The sequence below is a fragment of the Parabacteroides sp. KHUB-01 genome, from assembly GCF_056640935.1.
This window is the reverse complement of the sequence record NZ_CM153256.1, coordinates 1,400,642-1,421,936: the sequence shown is the minus strand read 5'-3', so window position 1 is coordinate 1,421,936 and position 21,295 is coordinate 1,400,642. Positions and strand designations below refer to the sequence as shown.

21 protein-coding genes, 1 tRNA gene and 3 pseudogenes are annotated in these 21,295 nt (G+C 46.4%); 13 read left to right on the top strand and 12 right to left on the bottom strand.

Annotation, left to right across the window (positions count from 1 at the left end):
• Positions 1-59: 59 nt before the first annotated feature.
• From mobC to mobA, 3 genes are read right to left on the bottom strand one after another with little or no spacing between them, the layout of a single operon-like run.
• Positions 60-2,078, bottom strand: coding sequence for a conjugal transfer protein MobC (mobC, locus tag ACYIAR_RS06440; RefSeq protein WP_004291482.1), 2,019 nt, complete (start codon positions 2,076-2,078; stop codon positions 60-62).
• Positions 2,079-2,108: 30 nt separating this feature from the next.
• On the bottom strand, positions 2,109-3,356 hold the full coding sequence (mobB, locus tag ACYIAR_RS06435; protein ID WP_004291483.1) for a conjugal transfer protein MobB: 1,248 nt from the start codon (positions 3,354-3,356) through the stop codon (positions 2,109-2,111).
• Positions 3,335-3,763, bottom strand: coding sequence for a conjugal transfer protein MobA (gene mobA, locus ACYIAR_RS06430; protein WP_004291488.1), 429 nt, complete (start codon positions 3,761-3,763; stop codon positions 3,335-3,337). The genes mobB and mobA overlap by 22 nt, the downstream gene beginning before the upstream one ends.
• Positions 3,764-4,184: 421 nt before the next feature.
• Between mobA and ACYIAR_RS06425 the strand changes: the two genes are divergently transcribed.
• The 7 genes and pseudogenes from ACYIAR_RS06425 to ACYIAR_RS06395 all read left to right on the top strand — a co-directional run.
• On the top strand, positions 4,185-5,234 hold the full coding sequence (locus tag ACYIAR_RS06425; RefSeq protein ID WP_004291492.1) for a ParA family protein: 1,050 nt from the start codon (positions 4,185-4,187) through the stop codon (positions 5,232-5,234).
• A gap of 2 nt (positions 5,235-5,236) precedes the next feature.
• Positions 5,237-5,677, top strand: a complete 441-nt coding sequence (locus tag ACYIAR_RS06420; RefSeq protein WP_004291503.1) for a DUF3408 domain-containing protein — start codon at positions 5,237-5,239, stop codon at positions 5,675-5,677.
• Positions 5,678-5,679: 2 nt separating this feature from the next.
• Positions 5,680-6,033, top strand: a complete 354-nt coding sequence (locus tag ACYIAR_RS06415) for a DUF3408 domain-containing protein (RefSeq protein ID WP_480332822.1) — start codon at positions 5,680-5,682, stop codon at positions 6,031-6,033.
• A gap of 16 nt (positions 6,034-6,049) precedes the next feature.
• Positions 6,050-6,778 carry a hypothetical protein gene (locus tag ACYIAR_RS06410; protein ID WP_004304280.1) on the top strand — a complete coding sequence of 243 codons (729 nt, stop codon included), beginning with the start codon at positions 6,050-6,052 and terminating at the stop codon, positions 6,776-6,778.
• Positions 6,779-6,979: 201 nt separating this feature from the next.
• Entirely contained in the window at positions 6,980-7,297 is a 318-nt protein-coding gene (locus ACYIAR_RS06405) for a DUF4134 domain-containing protein (RefSeq protein ID WP_002560983.1), read from the top strand.
• A gap of 10 nt (positions 7,298-7,307) precedes the next feature.
• A complete protein-coding gene (locus tag ACYIAR_RS06400) occupies positions 7,308-7,640 on the top strand; it encodes a DUF4133 domain-containing protein (RefSeq protein ID WP_004291514.1) in 333 nt (110 codons plus the stop codon).
• A pseudogene (locus ACYIAR_RS06395) lies at positions 7,637-8,623 on the top strand (TraG family conjugative transposon ATPase); the annotation flags it as partial. The gene ACYIAR_RS06400 and the pseudogene ACYIAR_RS06395, both read left to right, overlap by 4 nt.
• A gap of 130 nt (positions 8,624-8,753) precedes the next feature.
• Here ACYIAR_RS06395 and istB (ACYIAR_RS06390) read toward each other — a convergent pair.
• The 7 genes and pseudogenes from istB (ACYIAR_RS06390) to ACYIAR_RS06360 all read right to left on the bottom strand — a co-directional run.
• Positions 8,754-9,527, bottom strand: coding sequence for an IS21-like element helper ATPase IstB (gene istB / locus ACYIAR_RS06390; protein WP_480331376.1), 774 nt, complete (start codon positions 9,525-9,527; stop codon positions 8,754-8,756).
• The gene (gene istA, locus ACYIAR_RS06385) at positions 9,517-10,959 is read right to left on the bottom strand and encodes an IS21 family transposase (protein WP_480332820.1); all 1,443 of its coding nucleotides are present in this window, start codon (positions 10,957-10,959) and stop codon (positions 9,517-9,519) included. The genes istB (ACYIAR_RS06390) and istA (ACYIAR_RS06385) overlap by 11 nt, the downstream gene beginning before the upstream one ends.
• A complete protein-coding gene (locus ACYIAR_RS06380; protein ID WP_480331704.1) occupies positions 10,950-11,081 on the bottom strand; it encodes a hypothetical protein in 132 nt (43 codons plus the stop codon). Before ACYIAR_RS06380 ends, istA (ACYIAR_RS06385) begins: the two co-directional genes overlap by 10 nt.
• A gap of 170 nt (positions 11,082-11,251) precedes the next feature.
• Positions 11,252-11,578 (bottom strand): annotated as a pseudogene (locus ACYIAR_RS06375) (TraJ family protein); the annotation flags it as partial.
• Positions 11,579-11,581: 3 nt separating this feature from the next.
• The gene (locus ACYIAR_RS06370; protein WP_480332818.1) at positions 11,582-12,211 is read right to left on the bottom strand and encodes a DUF4141 domain-containing protein; all 630 of its coding nucleotides are present in this window, start codon (positions 12,209-12,211) and stop codon (positions 11,582-11,584) included.
• Positions 12,212-12,234: 23 nt separating this feature from the next.
• Complete coding sequence (locus ACYIAR_RS06365; protein WP_004291516.1) at positions 12,235-12,615, bottom strand: DUF3876 domain-containing protein; 381 nt, start codon at positions 12,613-12,615, stop codon at positions 12,235-12,237.
• A 40-nt stretch (positions 12,616-12,655) separates the two neighbouring features.
• Positions 12,656-14,197, bottom strand: a pseudogene (locus tag ACYIAR_RS06360) (TraG family conjugative transposon ATPase); the annotation flags it as partial.
• Between the two features lie 166 nt (positions 14,198-14,363).
• Here ACYIAR_RS06360 and ACYIAR_RS06355 point away from each other — a divergent pair.
• Genes ACYIAR_RS06355 through istB (ACYIAR_RS06345) form a run of 3 tightly spaced genes read left to right on the top strand, consistent with a single transcriptional unit; the run spans position 14,364 to position 16,691 of the window.
• Complete coding sequence (locus tag ACYIAR_RS06355) at positions 14,364-14,495, top strand: hypothetical protein (protein ID WP_480331704.1); 132 nt, start codon at positions 14,364-14,366, stop codon at positions 14,493-14,495.
• Complete coding sequence (istA, locus tag ACYIAR_RS06350; RefSeq protein WP_480331766.1) at positions 14,486-15,928, top strand: IS21 family transposase; 1,443 nt, start codon at positions 14,486-14,488, stop codon at positions 15,926-15,928. Before ACYIAR_RS06355 ends, istA (ACYIAR_RS06350) begins: the two co-directional genes overlap by 10 nt.
• Positions 15,918-16,691, top strand: coding sequence for an IS21-like element helper ATPase IstB (istB, locus tag ACYIAR_RS06345; protein WP_480332816.1), 774 nt, complete (start codon positions 15,918-15,920; stop codon positions 16,689-16,691). Before istA (ACYIAR_RS06350) ends, istB (ACYIAR_RS06345) begins: the two co-directional genes overlap by 11 nt.
• A 263-nt stretch (positions 16,692-16,954) precedes the next feature.
• Here the strand turns inward: istB (ACYIAR_RS06345) and ACYIAR_RS06340 are convergent.
• Positions 16,955-17,039: transfer RNA gene (locus ACYIAR_RS06340), tRNA-Ser, on the bottom strand.
• Positions 17,040-17,285: 246 nt separating this feature from the next.
• Here ACYIAR_RS06340 and trxA point away from each other — a divergent pair.
• The 3 genes from trxA to ACYIAR_RS06325 all read left to right on the top strand — a co-directional run bounded on the left by trxA (position 17,286) and on the right by ACYIAR_RS06325 (position 19,479).
• Positions 17,286-17,711, top strand: a complete 426-nt coding sequence (trxA, locus tag ACYIAR_RS06335; protein WP_480332814.1) for a thioredoxin — start codon at positions 17,286-17,288, stop codon at positions 17,709-17,711.
• 189 nt (positions 17,712-17,900) lie between these two features.
• Positions 17,901-18,881 carry an aminodeoxychorismate synthase component I gene (locus ACYIAR_RS06330; protein ID WP_480332812.1) on the top strand — a complete coding sequence of 327 codons (981 nt, stop codon included), beginning with the start codon at positions 17,901-17,903 and terminating at the stop codon, positions 18,879-18,881.
• Positions 18,865-19,479: an aminotransferase class IV family protein gene (locus tag ACYIAR_RS06325; RefSeq protein WP_480332810.1), complete on the top strand. Its 615-nt coding sequence runs from the start codon at positions 18,865-18,867 to the stop codon at positions 19,477-19,479. Before ACYIAR_RS06330 ends, ACYIAR_RS06325 begins: the two co-directional genes overlap by 17 nt.
• Here ACYIAR_RS06325 and recQ read toward each other — a convergent pair.
• Positions 19,439-21,268 carry a DNA helicase RecQ gene (gene recQ, locus ACYIAR_RS06320; RefSeq protein ID WP_480332808.1) on the bottom strand — a complete coding sequence of 610 codons (1,830 nt, stop codon included), beginning with the start codon at positions 21,266-21,268 and terminating at the stop codon, positions 19,439-19,441. The two genes, ACYIAR_RS06325 and recQ, sit on opposite strands and share 41 nt — an antisense overlap.
• Positions 21,269-21,295 lie beyond the last annotated feature (27 nt).

The window sequence follows — 21,295 nt, the reverse complement described above, 5'->3', positions numbered from 1 at the left end:
CCAACTTTTGGGGGTCACTTCAAACTTCGATAGGGATAATTTTCAATTTTGGGGACTTGTTAGACAGTCTCATTATCTGGTAGCAGTTTACACAGCACCGGATCGTTTTTGATACGCTCCAGTTCCTCCTGCACAATCTGCTTCACCTCTTCCTTGATGCGCCGGTAGTTCGCCTGCACCGTTTCCTTCATGCGGTCGTTGCCGTCCTCGTCCGTGAAGTTTGTAATGACGGGAATTTTCTTGTAGGCACTTTCTTCCCGTTTCACCTTTTCGGCATCCACCACAATCTCGCAATGAAAAATCTTCTGCTCGATACGCTCGTTGAAGTTGTCGGATACAGAACCGACAAACATTCCCTGCGTAAGCCCGGAAATCTTACTCGGTGGAATGAGCGCGTCCATCTGCGTGTTGATGGAGGTGGAAACATCCTGCCGGTTGATGGAGATGGACTGCCGTTTCTGCAACACCTTACCGAACCGCTCGGAGAGCGTCTTGGCTGTTTCCCCCACCACCTGACCGGAGAAAATATTGCCGACAGTGTTCATCACCACTTTCGCCTCTTTGTCCCCGTAGTCACGCACTAACTGGCTGAAATCCTGAAAGCCCAGACACACGGCAACCTTGTTGCTTCGGGCGGTAGCTATAAGATTGTCCAACCCTTTGAAGTATATTGTGGGCAACTCGTCGATGATGACCGATGACTTCAGCATCCCCTTCTTGTTGATGAGCTTCACGATACGGGAATTATACAGACCGAGTGCCGCACCGTAGATATTCTGACGGTCGGGATTGTTACCCACGCAGAGGATTTTCGGCTCTTCGGGATTGTTGATGTCCAGCGTAAACTCGCTGTCTGACATCACCCAGTAGAGCTGCGGTGAAATCATCCTCGAAAGCGGGATTTTTGCCGACGCTATCTGACCCATGAGCTGCTCCGCAGCCCCTCCAAGCCACGCATCCATGAACGGCGAAAGGTAGTTCTCCAGCTCCGGATAAGAGGTCAGTATCGGAAATATATCCTCGTAACGGCGGTTCAGAAACTCGATAGCATGGGGAAACGTGCAAAACTTCCCGTTCTGATAGATTTTGAGATACCAGATAATACTGGCAAACAGAATGATAGGTGACTCCACGAAGAAGTCGCCCTGCTTTTGCACCCACGTTTTATTGAGGTTGAGCATTATTGTGTAGGCACTCTCATAGGCATCCGTAATATCTTCCATAAAATCCGGGTGAATGGGATTGCACCGATGAGAGCGTCGCGGGTCGTCGAAGTTGATCACATAGAACTTCGGCTTTACCTTGTAGCCGTCCGGGTGGTTCAGCAAATGGTTGTAGGCAATAGTAGATAGGTCGGGATACTTGAAATCGTAGATGTATTGACTAAAGCCCTTTTCAATCTGTTGCTTGATAAAATTGTTTACCACGGCATAGGACTTGCCGCTGCCCGGCGTACCCAACACGATGGACGCACGGAAGGGATTAACTACATTGATCCAACCGTTGTTCCAGCGTTTCCTGTAATAGAAACGTGTCGGCAGATTGACCGAATACTCGCTTTCGATAAGCCTCGTTTCCTGCATGAAACTCTCGTTCTCGTTGTTGAAAACATCCTCCATCAAATTGTGTTTCAACAGGCGGCTCATCCACAGACCACCCATCAACAGGCAGACATAGCCCGTTCCAATGGTAAGGACATACAGTCCCGTCACCGCTTCAAGCGGCAGCGGCAGGGGCAGCAACCACCAGTTCAGGAAAAACAGCACGAACCCGACGGCAAATGCTGTCCAGATTCTCCCCCAAGTGATTTTCTCACCCTTGACACCCTTCGTACCCAGACAGGACAAGGCAAGCAAAAGGACGGAAAACAGCTTCGTGTAGAGAATGGAATGGAACAGCCCCGCCGTGCGGTCGAAGTTCAGAAGGATTTTGTCCACCACGCCGATGTTCACGCCCCACAGCCGGATGGCTTCGTAGCAGAACCAGTACACGTTCATGACCACTAAAATGATACTCACGGCACGCAGAAAATCCATGATTTTCGCCAATGCCCTCAAATCGTCTTCTTGTTGTGACATACATTGATTTTTTAATTGTTGATACTCTGATTACATACCCAAGCCCTTGCGTTTTTTCTTCTTTTTGCGCTTCATCGCCCGGATGAAAGCCTCTTCCTCGGCATCTACCGCCGGACCTTCGGGAGTGAGCAAGCCCATACCGCCCGATATATCTTCACTGTCGTAGGCGGTCTGCCCGTGTGCCTTGTCCGCAGCATCCACAGGGATGGATAGCGGTATCGGCGGTTGTCCGGCGTATGGCAGGGTGAAGTGTTCCTGCAAGGCATTCGCCGAAAGCTCCTTACCCATGCGCGAACCGTTCAGCACGCATCCCGTGCGGTGGTCGATGAAGGTAGCCCCATAGATGCGCCCTTCCTCTGTGTAGCGCAGTACGGTGTCGATGCCCTTCTCTTTGAGTTGGGATACAAATTTGTCCTTGTCATAAGTGCCTTGCAGCACGGAAAGGACGGTGCGTTTCGTCATGTCTGCCAGTTTCCTATCCTTGATTTCCGATTTGGAACGGACAAACTTCTTCTGTACGGCTTCATAGCCTGCGGACTTCCCGAAAAGCGAGGATTTGAACGGGTTGCCCACCTTGTTACCCTTGTCGTCCGTGACGGAATAGACCAGCCCGTGATACTCCCGTCCGCGCACGTTGCCCCTCGCTTCCTCCACCGTCATATTATATAAGGAAAGGAGCGCACGGTATTCGCCCATCGTCTGGAAACGGTACTGCCCATTCAGAGCCTTCACGGTGTTGCCTACCTGCTTCTTCACATCACCTGCCGATGCGGCCACCTTGCGCAACGGATTATCCAATCTCTGATTTTTACGTTCTGCCGGATGCAATCCGTACTTCTGTTCCAGTTCCCTGCGGATACGGTCGCTGCGGCGGTAGAGAAAATCCCGGTTGAGCCTTTTCCCGTTCTCGTCCACGTTGACCGTCACGATGTGCAGGTGGTGGCGGTCGATGTCCTCGTGCTTGAATACAAGATAAGGCTGGTTTCCGAAACCGAGTTTTTCCAGATACTCGCGGGCGATATTCTGCAACTCAATATCGGTCAGCACATCCTCCGGGTGCGGGTTGAGAGAGATATGCACCACCGGCTTCTCGATCTTCATCTGCGGTGGCAGGAAGGTGAGAAAACCCTCCATCGCCTTGCCTATGTCCACCGTTCCCGAACCGTCATTGTAGATGCGGTTGGTGGTGAGAAGCCGCCCCTGCGCCTCGTTAATCTTCTCCCCGTTGTAGGCAATCGCGCCGTACAACGAACTTCCTACACTGATTTTTGCGACCATTTTGCCTCCATTTCCCTTGAAAGTTCCACAATCCGGCGGCTCAGTTTCACGAGTTCGACGGTGTGTTGCTCTAATTTGTAGAGCAACGCCATCGCCTTTTTCTCTGAAAAATGCAGCCTCAGTTCCTTCACGACTTGGTTGTAATTCGTACCCACGGCACGGAATTGTGCATGAAAATCCGACAGTTTGGTGTAATAGTCCACCAACGTCTTGTCCACCTTCAGCACCTTGAACGGTTGCCCGAAGAAGTGCGCTTTGAGGAAAACAGACCGTGCATAGACACCCGATTTTCCGAACATGGCGAGGAAACGGTTGTGTTCCTCCTCGTTGAAACGGACGGTGTACCGGTACACCGCCGGATCAAGTTTGGGATTTCTCCCTGATTTGCTTTTCCTTTTCTCTTTCATATTACTTTGGATTTAGCGGATTGACGGCATAAGCCGCCGCTTCGGATTACAGCACCGCAGTTCTGAAAGGCTTCCCGACTTCGGAGGGAAAGCCCGCCCCCTGCAAGGGTAAGTGCTTTTCGTGGCTGCTCAAAATATTTTGAGCGGCTGAAAAGACATCTTGCTATGTTCAGGTGAACATAAAAATCCGTCAGGGGACGGATTGGGAAAATACCTTTCAGGACTCCGGGCCGCGCGTCATCGGCGAACCCTGCTGTCCGGGTGCAAAGTTACGCCCTTAAAGCGGTATCGGACAGATGCTTGACCCGGTCAATGACTGCCAACCGGCGCAACGTGCCGCCACTTGCCGGAGAAGTGATACAGGTTCCAAAATATACTTGTTTATTTGCAGCATGATTCAAGAAACGAACGATTTGAAGATATGATAAACGGAACATTCAAATACCCGGAAATCCGCTTCTTCGGATACTTGCCGAAACGGATACCCGAACCGTCGGAAACCCGGTTCTCCGACAATTCGGTGACGTATGGATTCAATGACTTCATGACGCAATGTCGTCAATCACCATTTGTCCGACGCACCGCTTCACCACAGAACCGGATACGCGACGACCCGCCTGCGTGTGTAGTCACGGAAGCGGATGGTGCGACAGCCAAATCCGTATGGAAACAGAAAAACAAATCATCAACAATTAAAATAAATGGAACTATGAGTAAGGAAATCTTCGTTGCATTCGCAACACAGAAAGGTGGCATCGGCAAATCCACTGTCACGGCACTTGCCGCCAGCTACCTGCACAACGTGAAAGGCTACAATGTCGCCGTCGTGGACTGCGACGACCCGCAGCACAGCATCCACGGGCTGCGCGAACACGAAATGGGGCTTATCGACAGCAGCACCTACTTCAAGGCTCTCGCTTGCGACCATTTCCGCCGGATCAAAAAGAACGCCTACACCATCGTCAAAAGCAATGCGGTGAACGCCCTCGACGATGCCGAGAGGATGATTGCCACTGAGGACGTGAAACCCGACGTGGTGTTCTTCGACATGCCCGGCACACTCCGAAGCAACGGCGTGATAAAGACGCTCTCGCAGATGGACTACATTTTCACTCCGCTGAGTGCCGACCGCTTTGTCGTGGAGAGTACCCTGAAATTCGTCACGATGTTCCGCGACAGGCTGATGACTACCGGACAGGCGAAAACAAAGGGGCTGCATCTGTTCTGGACGATGGTGGACGGCAGGGAGAGGAACGACTTGTACGGCATCTACGAGGAAGTGATAGCCGAAATGGGCTTTCCGGTACTTTCCACCCGCTTGCCCGACAGCAAGAAGTTCCGCCGTGACCTTTCGGAAGAGCGCAAGAGCGTTTTCCGCTCCACCATCTTCCCGATGGACACGGCACTGCTGAAAGGGAGTGGCATCCGGGAGTTTTCCGAAGAGATAAGCGACATCATCAGACCGCAGTGAGCATGGGCAGCAGGAAAGTGAACACGGAAGGCATCGACGAGGAACTGCTGTTAGCCTCCATCGGGCGGCGCACACAGGACGGGACACTGCGCCCCGCACAGGAAGTACCCGCAGCTGCACCGACCGAAGAGGACACCGCCGCACCGGAACCATCTCCTGTGCAACCCGTAACACGGGAAAAAGCGCAGAGGGAAAGTGGACGCCGGAAAAGGCAGGACGAGGACTACAACGAGCTATTCCTGCGCCGCAACGAGATAAAGACCCGCCAATGTGTCTATATCAGCCGTGACGTCCACGGCAAGATCCTCAGAATCGTGAACGACATCGCCGGAGGGGAAATCTCAGTAGGCGGATATGTGGATACCGTGCTGCGCCAGCATCTGGAACAGCACAAGGAGAGAATCAACGAACTGTACAAGAAACAACGTGAAGATCTGATTTGAAAATGGAAAAAGAAATGACACCGAATGAAAAAAGACCACAGCAAGACTGCGGAGGTATGTTTACCCAAGTGCAGGCGAGTGTGGAAATACTGTCGCCTGTCCCGGTAAGCGGCAAATGCAGTGAGAAGGACTATGAACGCCTGTTCATCCGCGACCCGGAAGTAAAGGCACGTGAGGGGAAGATGGCGTATGTGCGCCCGGAGTACTACGAGCGTATCATGCGTATCACCCGTGTAATCGGGCATGACCGGCTTACGCTGTCCGCTTACATCGACCATGTGCTGACGCACCACTTCAACCAGTGCGAAGATGCGATAAAGAGCCTTTATGCCCGAAATTACAATTCAGTATTCTAACCAAAAACGGAAGGATATGAATTACACAATCAGCATGACAGACATTCTGCTGGCGGTATCGGTCGGCTGCAACCTCTGGTTCCTGTTCCTGCTCCTTTACGAGCGCATCATGGACACGCGGATTGTCCGCTTCTTCAAGGGCATTGTCGGATTATGGCGGTCACTGGACGGGAATGAGGCTAAACGCATAGCGGCACACGAGGAAGTCCCTGCGGAAAAGGCGGACATCATCGGCAAGAGCCGTTTCAGGATGGCATCCACCCGGACAACCGCTGCCATACCGACGCAAGAAGCCGCCACTATTGAAAAAGGCATTGAGCTGTCGGAGGAAGAGGCTACTTTTGACGACGGAAAAACGGGAAACGCATCCCGCCCGGCACAAGTCCCGGAGGAAAAACTCGATGAGACCTTCACGAGCATACCGCCGGAGGAACTGGGATACGGGGACGACGAACCGGAAGAGGACGCCTCGGACACGCCACGGGCTTCGGGCAGCAGCTTTGACGAGATTGACGACGCCTGCAAGACCGCCAAAAACCCGGACGCGACACAGGCGGAACGTGAAAAGGCGGCTAAGGTGTTCACCGACATGGAGGGCACGGAGTTGTACGAGAAAATGATGGAAGGCTCTTCGGAGATAGGCATCCGCATCAAGGGGCTTATCGAGATTCGGCTGAAGAAATCTGAAAAGGAGTTCGTCGTGCCGGACAACATCGAGGAGTTCGACATTCGCAACTATGTATGACAACAATAAAAGAAATGAACATGAAAGAATGACATCAACCCACGCGGCGAGGAAACGCAAGGCGCATCCCCATCCGCAACGGACACGCCCACGTCCGTGGAAACAAACGGGCATCCACTAAAACCAAAGTAAAGAAACAAAGTATCAACCGCCCGACAAAGGACCATCCACCCTTTTGACGGCAAAAAACAAGAACAGTTTATGAACAAGAACATCTTGAAAAACAGAAAAGCAATCCTCTCCGCGGCACTTGTCATCGCCGCAACCGCCTCCGCTTTCGCGCAGGGAAACGGCATCGCGGGCATCAACGAAGCCACCTCTATGGTGAGTTCTTATTTCGACCCCGGAACTAAACTGATATACGCCATCGGTGCAGTCGTCGGGCTTATCGGGGGCGTAAAAGTGTACGGCAAGTTTTCATCGGGCGACCCCGACACCAGCAAGACAGCCGCCTCGTGGTTCGGCGCGTGCATCTTCCTGATTGTTGCCGCCACCATCCTGCGCTCATTCTTCCTTTAATAAATAATGTATGGCTGAATACCCAATCAACAAGGGTATCGGCCGTCCGGTAGAGTTCAAGGGCTTGAAGGCACAGTACCTCTTCATCTTCTGCGGAGGTCTGCTGGCTCTCTTCGTCCTGTTCGTCATCCTCTACATGGTCGGTATCGACCAGTGGATATGTATCGGCTTCGGCGCGGCATCGTCCTCCCTCCTTGTATGGCAGACCTTCGCGCTGAACGCCCGGTACGGTGAACACGGGCTGATGAAATTAGGAGCGGCACGGAGCCATCCCCGATACCTTATCAACCGGCGGCGGATAACCCGTCTGTTCAAACGACAACGAAAGGAAGAAAGACAATGAGGAATACATCGAAAATGACAACACTGGAAAACAGGTTCCCACTTTTAGCGGTGGAGCATGGCTGCATCATCTCAAAGGACGCCGACATCACGGTGGCTTTCGAGGTGGAACTACCGGAACTTTACACCGTGACGGGTGCGGAGTACGAGGCGATACACAGTTGCTGGTGCAAGGCTATCAAGGTGCTGCCGGACTACTCCGTCGTCCACAAACAGGACTGGTTCATCAAGGAACGCTACAAACCGGAGCTTCAGAAGGACGACATGAGCTTTTTAAGCCGCTCTTTCGAGCGTCACTTCAACGAGCGTCCGTACCTGAAACACACCTGCTACCTCTACCTGACCAAGACAACAAAGGAGCGTAACCGGATGCAGAGCAATTTCAGCACGCTGTGCCGGGGACATATCATCCCGAAGGAGCTGGACAGGGAAACCACGACCAAGTTCTTGGAAGCCTGCGAACAGTTCGAGCGCATCATGAACGACAGCGGGCTTGTCAGGCTGCGCCGCCTCTCCACCGATGAGATTGTGGGTACTGAGGGAAAGACGGGACTTATTGAACGCTACTTCTCGCTCATGCCGGAAGGTGACACCACCTTGCAGGACATCGAGCTTTCGGCAAGGGAGATGCGCATCGGCGACAACCGCCTGTGTCTGCACACCCTCTCCGACGCGGAAGACCTGCCGGGCAAGGTGGCTACCGACACCCGTTACGAGAAGCTCTCCACCGACCGGAGTGACTGCCGACTGTCATTCGCCTCCCCGGTGGGGCTTCTGCTCTCCTGCAACCATATCTACAACCAGTATGTGCTGATAGACAACAGTGAGGAAACCTTGCAGAAGTTCGAGAAGTCCGCCCGTAACATGCAGTCGCTATCTCGCTATTCAAGGAGCAACAGCATCAACCGCGAGTGGATAGACCAATACCTGAACGAAGCCCATTCCTACGGACTGACCTCGGTACGGGCACACTTCAACGTCATGGTGGAAAATATAAAGTCACTTGACCCACTATTATACTCTAAATTGACCCATCAAAAAAATATTAGAATTAAGTAGAGAAAAATGCATTTTAACCCGGGTCAGTTTCAATTATAATTCTTTATAGCAGATACTACTTCTTTTTAGCATTAATCTTTCTTACAGAATCTCCCGTTAGTTCAATTTTGTGTGCCGTATGTACAATTCTGTCCAGGATTGCATCAGCTAAAGTAGGATCTCCAATTGCATCATACCAGCTTTCAACTGGAAGTTGTGATGTTATTATGATTGATTTTATTCCGTGTCTGTCTTCTATTATTTCCATAAGTATTGACCTTTCCCTGGCATCCAGTCCTATAAGAAAGAGATCGTCTAAAATAAGCAGTGAACACTTTTCAATTTTTTTCATCTCAGATTCTATAGTTCCCTTGTTTTTGGCCATTTTAAGCTGTCCCATAAGCTTTGACGCATTGGAGTATAAAGTTCTGACTCCATTTTTGCATGCTTCATATCCTATTGCTGAAGCTATATAGCTTTTACCTGTTCCGGAGCTTCCTGTGATAAAAATATTCTGTCCGTCTCTTATAAAATCAAGAGAAGCAAGTCTCTCGAGCTGGTTCCGGTCAAGGTTCCGTTTTATTGTATAGTCTATTTTTTCCATATATGCCTTATATCTGAAGTTTGCAGATCTTATCAGTCGCTCAATGCTTACATTGCGTCTGTAATCATACTCGCTTTCAAGAAGCCATTTCAGGAACTCATCGTTTGTCATACCATCAGAGGATGTTGTCCTGCAGTCATTCCTGTATGTTTCAAGCATACCGTAAAAACGTAATTTGGAGAGTAACTCCATTATTCTGTCCATATTTTTTCCGACAGTTCTGTTTGTTTTATTATTACTTGTCATTTTTATCCATATTTTTAGAGTTAAAATAATCCTTACCTCTGAGATTTCTGTGTTTAGGGGTAAGTTCAGGAGCAAGCCCCTCCATTTGTATATGATACTTTTCATCTTCCCTGTTTACCAGAAGGCTTTCAAGTTCGTTGAACCCGAACATGCAGGATTCCATTGCTATCTGGCATGCAAGAACCACTCTGTCGTGTCCGAAACGTTCCACAAGACATAATATACCATCAGCTGAACGTATAGCCTGAACAGGATATTTTTTGGCAACAGCCACCAACTTTATATACTCTTCCACTACCGGGTCTATTTCACGTGCCTTGCGGTATATATCATCCATTCTGATTCTGTATTCATGTAGTACTCCGGGAAGTTTATGGGAAGGTTTTTCTGAATAAGTGAAAGGTGTATCATCCCTGCGATGTGTCGTTATGTGTCTGAATTTATGATATATCTTCACTGTGTCCCCATCATACAGTAATTCTACAGCATCGCCTATATACTCTTTAGGAACACTGTAATAGTGATTGTTAAGCGATACATAACTGTTTTTCATGACAGTTGCCGTTTTCCGGTTTTTTGATATAAATCTTGTTGCCGGCAATATATGTAGCCTGTCTTTCTCGACCTCGAGGAAACGCTCCCTACGGCTGTAGCTGCGGTTGTACATCTTTCGGCTGTTCAATGCGTCAGTATGTTTCATTATTTCTATGTTCAAGGCTTCAATATCATTGAATTTCAATCCTGTCATCTTTGAATATACCTCCCTGTAAAGCAGTCTTACAGCATTTTCAACCAAAGCCTTGTCTTTGGGTTTGCGCACTCTTGCCGGAAAGACAACACAACCATAATGGTCTGCAAATGCCGCAAAGTCATCATTTATTACAGGCTCTATTCCACCGGGCCTTGTTACGGCAGATTTGAGGTTGTCGGGAACTATGGCATTTGGTACACCTCCAAAATAATGGAAAGCATTTTCACATGCCTGGATAAGATATTCTTTCTTTTGCGATGGTACAGCCTCGTAATAAGTAATCTGACTGCATGGAAGTATCGCAGCAAAGACTTCTACGGGAACCTTATCACCCGTATTCCTGTCTGAAATATAAAGTTTGTCACCGGCAAAATCCACATACATCTGATCACCAGCTATATGATCTATGCGTCCAACCGGTATTTTTACCTCCCTTTCACGTCTGAGATACAGGCAGAATGAACAATAACTGTAACCTTGGGGACGGTTTCTCAGATACTCCTCATACAAGGACCTTCTTGTTGTTCCACGGGATTTAAGTCGTTTAATGTACTCAGGTATATGTTCTTGAAGATACTTATACTCTGCAGATCCTGTTGATTCGTTGTCAGTCTCCGTACCGAAAAGTTCATGCAGATGATGCTCGTCCATTTTCAACAGGCGTTCCAGCTCTATACCCATATCCTCGTATATTCGGATATACCGTTTACTGTATTACGTGAAATCAGAAGAGAAGAACTGATACTACGGATACTCATTCCTGACTGGTAGCACCGCAGTATGTGCTTGATTCTTATTTTCATTCTTTAAAATTTTTATTCGGTTAATGATACCGGGTTAAAATGCTTTTTAAAGTACAAAAACAAGACTGAAATGTGGTAATTCTATAGGGTCAATTTTTATTATAATCTAAGTGGGTCAGTTTCGGTTATAAAGGTGGGTCAGGTGATTTTTATAATAGTGGGTCAAGTGACTTTATATTTTCCAATCGGTTCATGTCCAGCGTTTCCGCCTCCAGCATCTTTGCCGTGCCCTGTACGACGGGTGAGAGGATGCTGTTTATCGTGCCCAGCACCACAGTCGGGAAGAACATGATGCACAGACCGATGGCAAAAGGACGGAGCATCGGGAATACGTCTATCGGTTCAGCTCTCGCCAGCGACTGCCATACCCGGTAGGCGACGTAGAACAGCGCACCCAGCCCGGCGATGCCTTTCGCCACACCAGCCATGTCCCCACACAGCGGCATCATCTGCTCATAAAGTGAACGTAAAATCTGATGAAGGTTGTCGAACTTCATAGGCTACCAGTATCTTTCGTTCATGTTCCCGTACAGCCCCATGATGCGGTCGAGGTCGTTCTTCTTTTTCGCACGCAGGTAACTCACGGAGATGTTCTTGTTCGTGTAGTAGCTCACGAGGTTGCGGTAACGCTTCATCTTCGAGTGGCAGCGTTCCACCACGTCCATGCGCTCCTTGTCGGTCATGGAGAGCGTGGTGATGTTCACCACGTTCCTGAGTTCCGTCAACACTTCGTTGCTTTCCTCCAGCAGTTTCGTGTAGCCGAAAGCGATTGCGGAAAGCTCTTCGGATCTGAAATTCCCGTCACGGAGCATCCGTTGGAAACTGTTCACATAGATGTCTGTGATGTCGCCCACCATCAGGATGGTCTGCTGCACCTTGCGGGCGTCCTTGACCAGATTGTTCACCGATTTGAGGGCATCGTAATACTTCTTGCCCTGCTGATAGATTTTCACCGTCTCCTGAAAGTTGCTCACCATGTTCGTGGCGGTCTTGGAGGTATGGATGATGTTTTTGGAGGCATTGATGATGCCCTGCGCTAGATTGCCCGGATCGCTTACGACCCACTGTGCGCTTGCCCTGCCCGCGAAAAGCAGGCACAGGCAGATAATCATTGTTATTCTTGTTCTCATGTTACTTTGGATTTTAGTGGTTGTTATTCTTCGGTCGGATGTCCCGGCTGCGGCTTCACCCGCACATAGTCCCCGTTTGGCGAGAAAGTCAGCACATCCGTGGCCTCGTTGTAGGACACGTCGATGCGGAAGCCGGTGTTCATGAACAGGTTGCCGTTCTCCTCCTGCAAGAGATAGGTTTCCGGCTTGAGCTTGCGGCGCAGACCGCTACGACGGAACACCGTCACTTTGTAGGCTTCGCCCTCCTTGTAGATAAGCACGTCAGGTTTTCCCTCCACGCTCTCCCAGTTCCCGCACAGCATGTCGCGGCGGTTGTCGGCCACGTCGCAGGATTGCAGCATCATGACCGCCAATCCGATAAGGCACTTGCTGACTTGCAGCATTTTCACTTTTGGTAAATTCATACGCGTTTTTCTTTTTTGGTTGATACATTCTGTTTTTTAGTTATTCCTTGTTTCTCCGCCTTTCGGCAAGCTGCCGGATGGCGGCTTCGATGTCGTCGCCCAGCTTCTCCGCCAGACGGTAAACCTCCACTTTTTCCGTTTCCTCGGTGGTGTACGCCAGATACTCTTCCGCGCTGACCTCCGTGGCATAGACCGCCGACTGCGTGCCGCCCAAGCCTATCCACACCTCCTTGTAGAGCCGTGAAGGGTTGTTCGCCATGTTGATGGAGAGTATCTGCGACTTCTCCTTTTCCGTCAGTCCGAGCAACGCCTGTATCTGGTCGAACTTGTTCATATATTTCCTTTGGTCAAGCAGGATTTTACAATCCGAGTTGTTGATAATGCTCTCTTTGACCACCGGAGAACTGATAATGTCGTCCACCTCCTGCGTCACCACGATTGCCTCGCCGTAATATTTTCTGACCGTCTTATACATATAGCGCAGATATTCAGCCATGTTCGCCGATGAGAGGGCCTTCCAAGCCTCTTCCACGATAAGCTGTTTCCGCACGCCTTTCAGCCGCCGCATCTTGTTGATGAAGGCTTCCATGATGATGATGGTCACGACGGGGAACAGTTCGCGGTTTTCTTTAATCGAATCTATCTCGAAGACGATGAACCGCTTGCCGAGCAGGTCGATGTTCTCCGTGGAGTTGAGCAGGAAATCGTAACGCCCGCCCCGGTAATACTGCCGCATGGTGGTGAGCATGTTGTCGATGTTGAAGTCGGACTTCTCCACCTTGATGTCACGCTGTGCCAGTTCCTTGCGGTAGTCGTCACGCATATACTCGTAGAAGGTGTTGAACGACGGCACGATGCTACGGTCGGATTGGATGCGCTCAATATAGGCACTCACGGCACTGCCCAGCTCGCCGCTCTCCGTCTTTGTCACCTTGTCGTCCTCCGACTTCCAGAGCGTCAGCAACAGGGTCTTGATGCTGTCCTTCTTCTCCACGTCGAAGATGTAATCGTCGGTGTAGAACGGGTTGAAGCTGATGGGCTTATCTTCCGTGTAGGTGAAATACACACCGTCCGCTCCGCCTGTCTTGCGTCGGATCATGCCGCACAAGCCCTGATAGGAGTTTCCCGTGTCCACCAATACCACATGTGCGCCTTGCTCATAATATTGGCGCACGAGGTGGTTCATGAAGAAAGACTTGCCGCTGCCCGAAGGACCCAGCACGAACTTGTTGCGGTTGGTCGTGATACCTCGCTTCATGGGCAGGTCGGAGATGTCAAGGTGCAGCGGTTTTCCCGTGAGCCTGTCCACCATCTTGATGCCGAAGGGCGAGAGCGAGCTGCGGTAGTTGGTTTCCTCTGTGAACAGGCACACCGCCTGTTCGATGAAGGTGTGGAAACTCTCTTCCGCCGGGAAGTCCGCCGCATTGCCGGGTATCGCCGCCCAGTAGAGTGTCGGGCAGTCGATGGTGTTGTGGCGCGGCACGCATTCCATGCTTGCCAACTGGCTGCCCACGTCGTTCTTGATATGCTTCAGTTCCTCCGCATCGTCGCTCCACGCCATGACTGGAAAATATAAAGTCACTTGACCCACTATTATAAAAATCACCTGACCCACCTTTATAACCGAAACTGACCCACTTAGATTATAATAAAAATTGACCCTATAGAATTACCACATTTCAGTCTTGTTTTTGTACTTTAAAAAGCATTTTAACCCGGTATCATTAACCGAATAAAAATTTTAAAGAATGAAAATAAGAATCAAGCACATACTGCGGTGCTACCAGTCAGGAATGAGTATCCGTAGTATCAGTTCTTCTCTTCTGATTTCACGTAATACAGTAAACGGTATATCCGAATATACGAGGATATGGGTATAGAGCTGGAACGCCTGTTGAAAATGGACGAGCATCATCTGCATGAACTTTTCGGTACGGAGACTGACAACGAATCAACAGGATCTGCAGAGTATAAGTATCTTCAAGAACATATACCTGAGTACATTAAACGACTTAAATCCCGTGGAACAACAAGAAGGTCCTTGTATGAGGAGTATCTGAGAAACCGTCCCCAAGGTTACAGTTATTGTTCATTCTGCCTGTATCTCAGACGTGAAAGGGAGGTAAAAATACCGGTTGGACGCATAGATCATATAGCTGGTGATCAGATGTATGTGGATTTTGCCGGTGACAAACTTTATATTTCAGACAGGAATACGGGTGATAAGGTTCCCGTAGAAGTCTTTGCTGCGATACTTCCATGCAGTCAGATTACTTATTACGAGGCTGTACCATCGCAAAAGAAAGAATATCTTATCCAGGCATGTGAAAATGCTTTCCATTATTTTGGAGGTGTACCAAATGCCATAGTTCCCGACAACCTCAAATCTGCCGTAACAAGGCCCGGTGGAATAGAGCCTGTAATAAATGATGACTTTGCGGCATTTGCAGACCATTATGGTTGTGTTGTCTTTCCGGCAAGAGTGCGCAAACCCAAAGACAAGGCTTTGGTTGAAAATGCTGTAAGACTGCTTTACAGGGAGGTATATTCAAAGATGACAGGATTGAAATTCAATGATATTGAAGCCTTGAACATAGAAATAATGAAACATACTGACGCATTGAACAGCCGAAAGATGTACAACCGCAGCTACAGCCGTAGGGAGCGTTTCCTCGAGGTCGAGAAAGACAGGCTACATATATTGCCGGCAACAAGATTTATATCAAAAAACCGGAAAACGGCAACTGTCATGAAAAACAGTTATGTATCGCTTAACAATCACTATTACAGTGTTCCTAAAGAGTATATAGGCGATGCTGTAGAATTACTGTATGATGGGGACACAGTGAAGATATATCATAAATTCAGACACATAACGACACATCGCAGGGATGATACACCTTTCACTTATTCAGAAAAACCTTCCCATAAACTTCCCGGAGTACTACATGAATACAGAATCAGAATGGATGATATATACCGCAAGGCACGTGAAATAGACCCGGTAGTGGAAGAGTATATAAAGTTGGTGGCTGTTGCCAAAAAATATCCTGTTCAGGCTATACGTTCAGCTGATGGTATATTATGTCTTGTGGAATGTTTCGGACACGACAGAGTGGTTCTTGCATGCCAGATAGCAATGGAATCCTGCATGTTCGGGTTCAACGAACTTGAAAGCCTTCTGGTAAACAGGGAAGATGAAAAGTATCATATACAAATGGAGGGGCTTGCTCCTGAACTTACCCCTAAACACAGAAATCTCAGAGGTAAGGATTATTTTAACTCTAAAAATATGGATAAAAATGACAAGTAATAATAAAACAAACAGAACTGTCGGAAAAAATATGGACAGAATAATGGAGTTACTCTCCAAATTACGTTTTTACGGTATGCTTGAAACATACAGGAATGACTGCAGGACAACATCCTCTGATGGTATGACAAACGATGAGTTCCTGAAATGGCTTCTTGAAAGCGAGTATGATTACATACGCAATGTAAGCATTGAGCGACTGATAAGATCTGCAAACTTCAGATATAAGGCATATATGGAAAAAATAGACTATACAATAAAACGGAACCTTGACCGGAACCAGCTCGAGAGACTTGCTTCTCTTGATTTTATAAGAGACGGACAGAATATTTTTATCACAGGAAGCTCCGGAACAGGTAAAAGCTATATAGCTTCAGCAATAGGATATGAAGCATGCAAAAATGGAGTCAGAACTTTATACTCCAATGCGTCAAAGCTTATGGGACAGCTTAAAATGGCCAAAAACAAGGGAACTATAGAATCTGAGATGAAAAAAATTGAAAAGTGTTCACTGCTTATTTTAGACGATCTCTTTCTTATAGGACTGGATGCCAGGGAAAGGTCAATACTTATGGAAATAATAGAAGACAGACACGGAATAAAATCAATCATAATAACATCACAACTTCCAGTTGAAAGCTGGTATGATGCAATTGGAGATCCTACTTTAGCTGATGCAATCCTGGACAGAATTGTACATACGGCACACAAAATTGAACTAACGGGAGATTCTGTAAGAAAGATTAATGCTAAAAAGAAGTAGTATCTGCTATAAAGAATTATAATTGAAACTGACCCGGGTTAAAATGCATTTTTCTCTACTTAATTCTAATATTTTTTTGATGGGTCAATTTAGAGTATAATAGTGGGTCAAGTGACTTTATATTTTCCATTGTAACGGAACTTTGTCAGAAGTGGGCATTTGAATGTCTTTCGGTTGTCCACCGGATAAATAGAAAAAGTCCCGTAAAACGTTGATTTTACGGGACTTGTCTTAATTTGACTACCTAATGTCTTAGGTTTCAGCGGAGAGAGAGGGATTCGAACCCCCGGAACCTCGCAGTTCAACGGTTTTCAAGACCGCCGCAATCGACCACTCTGCCATCTCTCCAAAATTTCTTACCTTGTTAACCAATCGTTCTCTCTCGATTGCGGTGCAAAGGTAGGTATTATTTTTGAATATGCAATAGTTTTGAAGAAAAAATTTTCATTTAAGGGCAATTTTTTTCTAATCAGAAAAATATTAGTATATTTGAATAACTAAAAAACAAAAGACAATCAATTAATTATTCAGACAATGAGAAAAGTTAGAAACCTATTACTATTTGCTATTTCTTTTTTGACTTTAAGCTGTAGCATGTCTGCTAAAACAGATGACTCAGGAAAGGAAAATACAACAGTAAACAGCGAAAAGGCAGGTGAAGTCATAGTTTTAAACAAAGCCGACTTTCTTAACAAGGTTTTCAATTATGAAAAGAGTCCAAACCAGTGGGTTTACGAAGGAGATAAACCTTGCATTATTGATTTCTATGCAGACTGGTGTGGACCTTGCAAGGCTGTGGCTCCCATTCTTAAAGAATTGGCTGCACAATATAAGGACGATATCGTTATATATAAAATAAATGTTGATAACGAACAGGAACTTGCTGCTGTTTTCGGTGTAAGAAGTATCCCGACCATTTTATTTGTTCCTAAAGAAGGAAAGCCTATGGTTTCGCAAGGAGCCCTTCCTAAAGATGAGTTTATCAAACAAATCAACGAGTTTTTACTTGATAAAAAATAATATAATTCAAGTTTCTTGTCAACTTGCAGGTAACAAGTTGACAAGAAAACAAGTCAACAAGGTTTTTAGATGATAAATGTAAAGTTTCAGTTGTTTTGACCTTGTCAACTTGTATCTGAAGCCTTGTTAACTATTAAGTTGAGCAATTTGCGAAACTTAAATAATATAATTTCAAAGACCTACTAAAAAATGCGCTTTATCAATAAAGAAAAAGCAATTTCTTTAATGAACAGTTTTGGGGTGAGAAAACATCCTTTTATTTTTATCATCGACTATCTGCAAGAAAACATAATTATTGAAGAAGCTAGTTCTATAGATAATTCTTCTATATTATATGACTTCAACGGATTCTCCAACTTCAAAACAAAATATACGTCTTCAAATAATCCTCAAATTGAGATTTTTCCTCAGAGCATTAAGGATTATGAGAAATCTTTCAACATCGTTAAAGATAATATCAATAAAGGTAATTCTTACCTTGTGAATCTTACCTGCTCCACACCTATCAATATAAACTTACAATTAGAGGAGTTGTTCTTCAGAGCGAAAGCTTTATACAAGCTTATGCTTAGAGACAAGTTCATTGTTTTCTCTCCTGAAATATTTATCAAGATAAAAGACGGATATGTATATTCTTATCCGATGAAAGGAACTATTGATGCTTCTCTCCACAATGCAGAATCCATAATAATGAACGACCCGAAGGAAGCTGCCGAGCATGCCACTATAGTTGATTTAATCAGAAATGATTTAAGCATAATCGCTTCTGATGTTTCTGTTCCAAAATACAGATATATTGACAGAATACAGACAAATAAAGGTGTTCTTCTTCAGGTAAGTTCTGAAGTGCGGGGTAAATTGCAGGATAATTGGCAGAACAATATTGGTTCAATCCTGTTTTCTCTACTTCCCGCTGGATCAATTTCCGGTGCGCCTAAAAAGAAAACACAAGAGATAATTTCTGAAGCTGAAACATACAACAGAGGTTTTTATACAGGGATTATGGGATATTTCGATGGAGAGAATCTCGACAGCTCCGTTATGATTCGTTTCATAGAGAAAGACGGAGACAAATTCTTTTTCAAAAGCGGTGGTGGAATTACATCACGAAGCGAATTAAAAAGTGAATACAATGAAATGATACAGAAAATATATGTGCCGATTTATTGAAACTATAAGAATAGAGAATGGTGCCGTAAAAAATCTCAAATTCCATGAAAAGAGAATGCACGGTACTATGAAATGTTTTTATCCGGAATGCACTGTTCCGGATTTATCTTCTATAATTGAATTTCCGGAGAAATATATAGATCGCACAAGATGCAGGATTCTTTATGGCAAGAACATTGAGAAAGTGGAATATTTTCCATACCAAATCAGAAAGGTTGAATATCTGCAAGCTGTTGAATGCAATAGCATTGACTACGGCTACAAGTATGAAGACAGAAATAATCTGAACAGACTTTATGACTTGCGCGGTGAATGTGATGATGTATTAATTATAAGGAACGGTCTTATTACGGATACTTCCATTGCCAACATTGCCTTGTTGAATTATTACGGAAAATGGGAAACTCCAACTACTCCTTTATTGAAAGGAACTATGCGCTCTTATTTGCTGGAAAGCGGAATTATTAAAGAAAATGAAATAGAATTCTCCTCAATACATTCTTACAGTAAAATCTGCCTTTTCAACGCAATGATTCCTTTCGGTGAAGTTGTTCTTTCTACTGAGGCAATTTCGGCATCTTCAATACGAAGCGAATAAGAGAAACAAAAATACGTCCGTAACGCTCCAACTTTATATCGCCTACACCGCGAATCATTCCAAACTCGGCAAGAGTCACAGGTTTATGGGCAACCATTTCATACAAAGAATCGTCCGAGAAAATATGGTATGCCAGCTTATGCTCTCGTTCTGCCAATTGCTTACGCAGTTGCATAAGTGCATCCAATAGTGACTCATCGACTGGAACAGATTGTTTTGGACGAATTGGCGTAGCTTTATATCCCGAAGATGACTGACTTGACTCAACTACACGTTCACGATAACGTGCCAACTGAGCTGTTTCTTTGCCGAAAAGCACGTTTCTGCCACTTTCTGTAGATTTCAGCGTATAATTGGACATAGGATTAATCTCGATATAACCCAGCTGTATCATCTGATAGATATATTCTTTCCACACCTTGAAAGGCAAATCTCGTCCGGCACCGTATGTTTTCAACATATTATAGCCTTTGGATATAATCTCGGCGCGGGACGAGCCTCTAAGAATATCTATAAGCATATTCATACCAACCTGCTCGCCGGTACGAATCATTCCGCTCAAAGCTTTCTGCACAAGAATACTGCCATCGAAACGGACCGGAGGATTCTTACATACATCACAATTTCCGCAATCTTCCTTAGATTCCTCACCGAAATAACTCAACAACACACGGCGGCGGCAAACATCTGCTTCACAATAGCGGCGCATCCATTCCAACTTATCGGAATTTATTTCTTTTTGTCCGCTTTCCTCAACGAACTGGCGTAGCAGAATCAAATCACCGACGGAATAGAACAGCAAAGTATCTGCCGGAGCTCCGTCACGACCGGCACGGCCAATTTCCTGATAATAATTCTCGATGCTTCCGGGCATGTTATAATGTATCACCCAGCGGACATTACTCTTGTCTATTCCCATACCAAAAGCCACAGTCGCGCAGATAACATTCACCCTGTCAGAAATAAAATCATTCTGTGCCTGCTCTCGCACATCATGAGGAAGTCCGGCATGATAAGGAATTGCATCAATATTATACATCGAAAGCTCATCTGAAAGCATCTCCGTGTCACTGCGTTTCTGGCAATATACAATTCCGCTTTGCTTCGGGTGACGGCGGATAAAACGGACTATTGCCTGGATTTTCTCTTTCTTGTTCAATCCTTTTTCAACGGTAAGAGAAAGATTAGGACGGTCGAATGAGGAAATGAAAATTCCCGGCTCATGTAGATTCAGCTGCTTTATTATATCTGTGCGTGTCACCTTATCTGCTGTTGCAGTCAGAGCAACAACCGGAACATTCGGGAAACGCTCTTTCAATATGGCAAGCTGAGTATATTCCGGACGGAAATCGTGTCCCCAATGCGAAACACAATGCGCCTCATCAATGGCGATAAGCGAAACATTCAGGCTCGGAAGGAACCAATCTGCCTCAGCTTTCACTCTCTCAGGCGAGATATAAAGAAGCTTCAGTCTGCCTTGGCGTGCCAATTGCTTCACACGCTGCTGTTCTGCCTCTGGCATCATACTATTGAGCGAAGCTGCCGGAATACCGTTATTTACCAAACCTTCCACCTGATCTTTCATCAATGCTATAAGAGGAGACACAACAATAGTCACACCCGGAAGATATATTGCCGGAAGCTGGAAGCAAATAGACTTTCCACCGCCGGTCGGCATCAGCACCAGCGCGTCTTTTTTCTCTAAAATATGTTTTATTATGTCTGCCTGCAAAGGGCGAAAAGATGTATATCCGAAGAATTGTTTGAGTAAAGACAGTAATCTGTTCATTTCCGTTAGCCGGTTAGTTTTTTGTTC